The following is a 6,749-nucleotide window of genomic DNA, read 5'->3' on the forward strand; positions in this document are numbered from 1 at the left end:
GATGCCTACATTCGCTGGTATAACGAAAAGCGTATTAAAATGTCCCTAGGCTATCTCAGCCCGATTGAATACAGAGAGCGCTTGGGTTTAACAACATAAATCAGTCCAAGAAAATATCCGCACCCCCGTCTACAAATTAGCGTGGCCAGTCGAACAGGTGGTTGCGCATTTAAAAAGCGTTAGCGGTAGTCATCTTGATCCGCAGTTTGTCGAACTCTTGATTCACAACGTCGATAAAGCTGTCGAAATTAATCAGCGTTTTCCTGATTGAAATTTAACGCTTTTTGAATCACACTAGTTTGTCACGACGATTTTAGATTTGCGTTGATTGGAAAGCGTAATTGATATCTCAAGCCTTGACCAGGCTTAGAATCGGCCTTAATGGTCCCACCTAGCAGACCAGTCACCAAGTTGTAGACGATGTGGGTTCCAAGTCCGCTACCACCTTGCCCACGCTTAGTCGTGTAAAAAGGGTCAAATAATTTACTGAGACCTTCGCTATCCATGCCATGTCCATCGTCTTGATACAGAAATTTTAAATCAACACCATCAACTTCAAAGACGATGAGAATTTCCCCCTCGTCCTTATTTTCAAAGCCGTGCGTTAATGAATTCATGACGAAATTAGTCAGAATCTGCGAAATCGCGCCCGGAAAACTATCGATAGTTAACTCGCGTGGGCAGTCAATTCGTATATCAATATTGCGCCCCTTTAATTTGGGTTGCAGGGAAATGAGTATTTCGTTCAAGTAGGAATGGAGCTGAAATTTACGCTTGTCGTTGGAAGTCTGATCTACTGCCACTTGTTTAAAACTACGCACCAAAGCCGCTGCACGTTTGGTGTTGGTGCTTAGTATGCGCAGGCTTTGATCGAGAATATCCAAAAACTCATCCCGTTGTGTGTCGTCAAACTGTGCAGCGAGAATGTCTTTGCGCGTGAGTCGTACTTCTTCGATTAGATGACTGGTTGCTGTGACACAAATACCCAAGGGGGTATTGATTTCGTGGGCGACACCAGCCACCAAACTGCCTAGGGAGGCGAGTTTTTCTTGTCTGACTAATTCAATTTGTGCTTCTTGCAGTGCAGACAGCGCTTCGTTAAGTGCTATGTTTTGTTGCTCCAGATTGAATTTCGTCTGACGTAGTTCTCGGTCAGCATTCATGCGTGCAATCGTCACCGCAATATGGCTGGCAACATAAGCGAGTAGTTCGAGATCAGCATGCCCGTAAGTGATCTTAGAATCATAACTCTGCACCACAATGACACCGTAAATATTATCTTTGATTAAAATTGGCACGCCTAGCCAACTCTCAATGTCTCGACCACCTATTACTTGTTTGATTTCTCCATCTTTGATGAGTTGATTGAGTCGAACCGGATCAATTAACTGCGCTTTTCCTGTGTGGACTACGAAAGAGGTCATGCCCATGCCTAGTGGGAAACGTGCATGCGTGGGGAGCGCATCCTTTTCATCGACAAAATATTGGATGCTGATTTCTTCTGATTCAGGGTGATATAGGGCCACTAAGAAATTCTTGGCGACAATGAGATTTTCGACGATGGAATGGAGTTTTCGATAAAGATGATGAGCTTCCTCACCAGAAAAAGATAATTCAGCGATGGCATAAAGAGCACCTTGAATTTTTTCAGAGCGGCGTCGTTCGGCAACTTCATGCGCTAACAAAGCCGTTCTTTCTTGTACTGCCCGCTCAAGCTTGTCAACGCTTTGAAAGGCCTCTAAGGCATTTGAGATATGCCTTGCGATTAACTCAAATAAAGCTTGATCTTCTTCGGAATACAAAACTTCTTTGTCATAGCTTTGCACTACCATGGCGCCGAGTGTGCGTTTTTGATGATCGATCAAGGGATATCCCATCCAGTGTTCTGATGGCGCTCCGGTGACTTCAATATTTTGTTCTATCGTGATGCGCCGCATTTCCGCACCGCGAGCTGTGAGTGGTTTTTGATTGAGGATGACCCATTTCGTTAAGAATGAACCGGGTGCTTCGAGTTTGAAGCGTCGTTTTGGATCTGGCGGCGCATCGACTTCGTCTAAAAAATAGGCAAATTGTATGGACTCGTCTTCTGGATTGTAGAGAGCAATGTAGAAATTTTTTGCATACATGATGCGGCTCAGAGCGATATGAATCGCATGCAAAAACTCACGCAAATCATTCGTGTCAGCTGAGATTCTGCCAATTTCTAACACCATGGCCTGCACGGCTTCTAAACGCTGTAAGCGGTTTTCCATTGCTCTATCCTTGATTAATTGCTCAATCGGTGTGCTTGCTTCACTTTCGAGAAGATTATGCCAAATCGGTGAAAATTAACATTGTTATGTGGTGCTGAGCGTCGCTTTTTGTGGGACTCACTAATCATTTTATTCGCAATCAGGAATATTCATAATGTCATATACAACTGATAGAATCGCGCAAGCTTTCACGACTTAGTAATAAAGGACAATAGGCATGACAACTCCAGAGACGCAGCAAGACAACCGCACAGAAACAGCGAGGCCGCAAATTAGTCAATTTAAAAGTAAAAGTGGAGTGAAGCGAATTTTTTCAGCCTTTTTCTATTCTCTCGACGGCTTGAAAGCGGCTTGGCAACAAGAGCATGCTTTTCGCCAAGAATTAATTTTAGTCGTCATTGGTAGTTTGATTGCATTGTTCTTGCCAGTGTCGGCATTCGAAAAACTGATGATGATCGCGGTGCTGGTGTTGATGTTAATTGTTGAATTGCTTAATTCTGCTATCGAAGCCGTGGTTGATCGCGTCTCCTTGGAACGTCATGCCTTATCAAAAAATGCCAAAGACTTTGGTAGCGCGGCTGTGTTGTTAACTTTTTTGATGGCTGTGGCGACTTGGACAGTTATTTTGGTAGATCGATTTTATTATTAATTTTCTTCTGTACGTGCACCAATACCAATTTGAACTCGTTGTTAGCTTACTCTAATCTTTTTGACGAGCTAACCATGAATCTGCAGAAAATTGTATTGAAATATGTTCTTCTATTTGTTCTGCTGCTTTCCACCGTCTCAGCCGCGTTCGCCCAGCGTGATGATGGCGAATACCAGATTATGCATGCGCGATATGGTACTGCCGAACGGAATGTCGATGTCACCCAAGCGCTAAGAGAGTTGGCGCAGCGTGACCGTAGTTTTCGTGTAAATAATCATAGCTTTGCGATTGACCCACATCCATACCAGAAAAAAATATTGCGCATTTATGCTCGTGATCCGCTCGGGCAAATGCGAACCTTTGAGTACCGTGAGGGGAGTCGGGTTGACGGTGATTTATTTACCGCGTGGGGTCGTGGCGATTGGGGGCGTGATGGTGATTACCGTGGTGGCTGGGATGGACGTGGCAATCACGAAGACGATGATTTTCGAGATCGTCGAAATGGTCATGATGATGGCGAATATCTGATCCTGAGTGCACGTTATGGAACCTTTGAGCGCAATGTCGATGTCACTGACAGCTTGAAACAATTAGCTCGTCGTGATCGTGAATTTCGTATAGGTAATGCTAGCTTTGGTATCGATCCACATCCGCGTCGTATTAAAACTCTGCGGATTTATGCACGTGGGAGTCGTGGTGAAATACGAACATTTGAGTATCGCGAGGGCAGTGTAGTCGATGGTGCACTGTTTAAGAGTTGGAGCCGTGGTGACTGGGGAAATCGTGGTGATTACAAAGACGGTTGGGGTAATCGACAAGATCGTTATGAGTCCGAAAATCAAAATGACAACCGGGATCGTCAATACAGCGGACGACAGTATCGTGATGATCAAGCCGTCACGCAGTTGATCATACACAACGCTTACTATGGAATTGAGTCACGTAAAATGGACGTGACAGCGGTATTGCAGTCGTTAGTGCGCGATGGGCAATTAGAAATGCGGGTCGAGAATGCGACGACTGGAGGTAATGATCCCGCTCCTGGCGCCCGCAAAACGCTGTGGGTGACGTACTCTGTGTCTGGGCAAGCTGCAAGGTCAGTGCGTGTTGATGAACGAAATTGGTTGAACTTACGCTGATTGTGTTGATATCAATTTTTGAATGTGCGAACGGATTCTGTTTTTTGGAATCCGTTTTTTCTTTAATGCGCTATCTAAACTTGTTGTAATCCCTGATCCAAGCGAAGCAAGAATTCTTTAGCGTTATCCATGCTAAACACCATAGGCGGTTTGAGTTTTAAGACGTTGTCATATGGGCCGTCGGTCGATAATAAAATCCGATGCGCTTTTAGGAACTCAATCACGGCATTGGCTTCTGTTGTAGCGGGTTCTAAACTGATGTGATCCTTGACCAATTCCACGCCGATGAATAATCCCATGCCTCGGACGTCACCGATTAAGGAGTGCCTTTGTTTTAGGTCGCGCAATCTTTGCAAGAGAAAATCACCGACTTGTTTCGCCTGCTCTTGTAAGTGTTCTTGCTGAATCACATCTAGCACTGCCAGCCCTATCGCACAAGACACAGGATTGCCAGCAAAGGTGTTGAAGTATTCCATGCCTGTGATAAAGGTTTGCGCAATTTCGGGGCGGGTGACGACCGCGCCCATAGGATGCCCATTACCTATAGGTTTGCCCATGGTCACAATATCAGGAATCACGCCCTGTGCTTCAAAAGCCCAGAAGTTGTCACCGGCGCGGCCAAAGCCGACTTGAACTTCATCCGCAATACAAACTGCGCCAGCGGCGCGTGCGTGTGCGTAGGCTGCTGGCAAATAGCCAGTAGGGAGTACTACTTGGCCACCACAACCTAGAACCGACTCGCAATAAAAGGCAGCTGGTTTTTCGCCACGTGCATGAATTGCGGCGATTGCGCGTTGCAGGTCTTGGGCATAATGCTCTCCAGCTTGTGGATCATCTTTGCGGAAGCGTCCACGATAATCGTCGGGAATTTCAGCCACTTGAATATGTGCTGGACGACCGCGACCACCTTTGCCATCGAACTTGTATGGGCTCAGTTCTATCATAGTTGGTGAATTACCGTGATAGGCATGATCGACCACGATGATGTCATTCGCTAGGGTATAAGTCTTGGCGATGCGTAGAGCCAGATCATTTGCTTCGGTGCCAGAATTGGTCAGAAAAACGACCGATAATTCTGAAGGAAATGTCGCACTCAGTCGCTTGGCGTATTCGACGATGTTATCGTGCAGGTAGCGGGTGTTGGTATTGAGTTGCGCCATTTGCGACTGACCTGCGGCGACTACTGCTGGATGACAATGTCCAACGTGGCAGACATTGTTCACCATATCAAGATAAGCATTGCCATCTTGATCGTATAAATAAGCGCCTTCACCACGAACCATTTTGATCGGCTCTTTGTACGACATACTTAGTGTCGGATTGAGATGCCGGCGGCGTAGCGCGATGATGTCTTCTGGACTGCGATCAGGGATAGGGGCGACGGTAGTTGGCATGATAGGGCGATTGGTGAATTAAAGTACGCTCAAAAATAATTGCTGTAACTCTGGGTAATGCATGGCATCGAGTTGACGTATCAGGCGGCGCACGCCTTTTTGTGAGACCAAGATGTAGTCATTGTCGGGATTGTGGCGGTAAGCGCGTGTCGCCATCAAGATGCTTTGACTTAGTCTTGCCATGATAACGTGATACAAAATCTTGATTTCTTGTTCTTGCAAGGGATGTTGCGATTGATAGCCTTTGAGAATGTCAACGATGCATTCGCGTACCGCCTTATCTTCTTCCACATGCTGTAAGGCATACACGATTGTGATTGCCAGATCGACGATGCGCAGGTGTCGACACATATCGCCGAAATCGATGATGGCGTTCACATGTGGCTTGGGATCTGCTTCGTTTTCGGCGACGATCACATTAAAGTCATTCGCGTCGTTATGAATGACCGTCATCGGTAAGGTCTGTTTCCAAGTCGCTTCATGTTCGGCAAAATAAAGCGTGTTACGGGTCACTAATTCGCGCAAATCGTCTTCCGTGATATGCGCGATTTCATCCTGTAATTCCGGTAGATTGCTAATGCTCCAATCCACGTACCTATCCATGCTAGCGTGCTGGAAATCTTCTAATCCTCGATCCAATTTGCCGATTGCAATGCCTAAGCTGGTTTGCAGGTAATGCTGATCCACGTCCTCGCGTACCGCCACATTCGCGTAAATTTCACCTTCGACAAAGCTGAGTAGACGCATGTGGCATTCCTGCCCGCTGGCTGTCATTAATGGCAGGATATGTTGACCAGATAGGGTCAACATCACTTGTGGCAAAGCGAGATCAGGACAAGTTTTAGCGAGGTGCAGTAAGGCGGCATTTTCAATATCGAGATCAGCATACGACCAATTAGGATTCGCGATTTTGAAAACGTAATTGCCTTGTGGCGTATGAATTTTAAAATTGCGATCAGCATAAGAGGGGAGTTCTTTGACTGTGCCACTAAGCTGCCAGTGTTGCTCGACTAAGGCTAATGCTTGTTCTGGGGTGATGGTTTGCATGGTTGTTGATGGGTTTGAATTTGTAGAACTTCGAGGCGCATGCAAAATACTGTGATTGCCGTACAAATGATTAGCGGTCACTCCTGCGTAGGCAGGAGTCCAGCGACTTAGCTTGATCGAGGAAAGACACTGGATTCCTGCCTGCGCACACTACTGTCCGGAATAATTTTATTGACATAGTCATGTAAATAATCCGATCTGAAATTGATACATTCTTTGTTCCTCTCGTCGTCGTTTTTGTTCACGATGGTCGTCTAACTCTTTACGC

Annotated in this window: 6 protein-coding genes; 3 read left to right on the forward strand and 3 right to left on the reverse strand. The window is 46.0% G+C overall.

The genetic code is table 11. The features are described 5' to 3' along the window. On the forward strand, window positions 1-99 hold a 99-nt coding region (locus tag H8K52_RS20415; RefSeq protein WP_186924741.1), incomplete at its 5' end, for an IS3 family transposase. A gap of 203 nt (window positions 100-302) precedes the next feature. Here H8K52_RS20415 and H8K52_RS20420 read toward each other — a convergent pair. Further along, window positions 303-2,252: a GAF domain-containing sensor histidine kinase gene (locus H8K52_RS20420; RefSeq protein ID WP_186924761.1), complete on the reverse strand. Its 1,950-nt coding sequence runs from the start codon at window positions 2,250-2,252 to the stop codon at window positions 303-305. 217 nt (window positions 2,253-2,469) lie between these two features. Between H8K52_RS20420 and H8K52_RS20425 the strand changes: the two genes are divergently transcribed. Continuing rightward, window positions 2,470-2,901 carry a diacylglycerol kinase gene (locus H8K52_RS20425; protein WP_186924762.1) on the forward strand — a complete coding sequence of 144 codons (432 nt, stop codon included), beginning with the start codon at window positions 2,470-2,472 and terminating at the stop codon, window positions 2,899-2,901. Window positions 2,902-2,975: 74 nt separating this feature from the next. Next, the gene (locus H8K52_RS20430; protein ID WP_186924763.1) at window positions 2,976-4,040 is read left to right on the forward strand and encodes a DNAJC11 domain-containing protein; all 1,065 of its coding nucleotides are present in this window, start codon (window positions 2,976-2,978) and stop codon (window positions 4,038-4,040) included. Between the two features lie 74 nt (window positions 4,041-4,114). Here H8K52_RS20430 and H8K52_RS20435 read toward each other — a convergent pair whose 3' ends face one another. Together H8K52_RS20435 and H8K52_RS20440 are read right to left on the reverse strand one after the other, a co-directional pair. Then, window positions 4,115-5,434 (reverse strand): aminotransferase class III-fold pyridoxal phosphate-dependent enzyme, encoded by a 1,320-nt coding sequence (locus H8K52_RS20435; RefSeq protein ID WP_186924764.1) that lies wholly within the window; start codon window positions 5,432-5,434, stop codon window positions 4,115-4,117. Window positions 5,435-5,452: 18 nt separating this feature from the next. Continuing rightward, the gene (locus H8K52_RS20440) at window positions 5,453-6,481 is read right to left on the reverse strand and encodes a phosphotransferase (protein WP_186924765.1); all 1,029 of its coding nucleotides are present in this window, start codon (window positions 6,479-6,481) and stop codon (window positions 5,453-5,455) included. Window positions 6,482-6,749 lie beyond the last annotated feature (268 nt).

Origin of the sequence: Affinundibacterium seohonense (genome assembly GCF_014284305.1) — a bacterium.
Classification (GTDB): domain Bacteria; phylum Pseudomonadota; class Gammaproteobacteria; order Burkholderiales; family Burkholderiaceae_D; genus Undibacterium; species Undibacterium seohonense.

Bases quoted from the DNA above. Each gene is read 5' to 3' on its own strand.
- H8K52_RS20430 (WP_186924763.1), top strand. From the start codon at position 2,976: ATGAATCTGCAGAAAATTGTATTGAAATATGTTCTTCTATTTGTTCTG.
- H8K52_RS20420 (WP_186924761.1), bottom strand. From the start codon at position 2,252: ATGGAAAACCGCTTACAGCGTTTAGAAGCCGTGCAGGCCATGGTGTTA.
- H8K52_RS20435 (WP_186924764.1), bottom strand. From the start codon at position 5,434: ATGCCAACTACCGTCGCCCCTATCCCTGATCGCAGTCCAGAAGACATC.
- H8K52_RS20425 (WP_186924762.1), top strand. From the start codon at position 2,470: ATGACAACTCCAGAGACGCAGCAAGACAACCGCACAGAAACAGCGAGG.
- H8K52_RS20440 (WP_186924765.1), bottom strand. From the start codon at position 6,481: ATGCAAACCATCACCCCAGAACAAGCATTAGCCTTAGTCGAGCAACAC.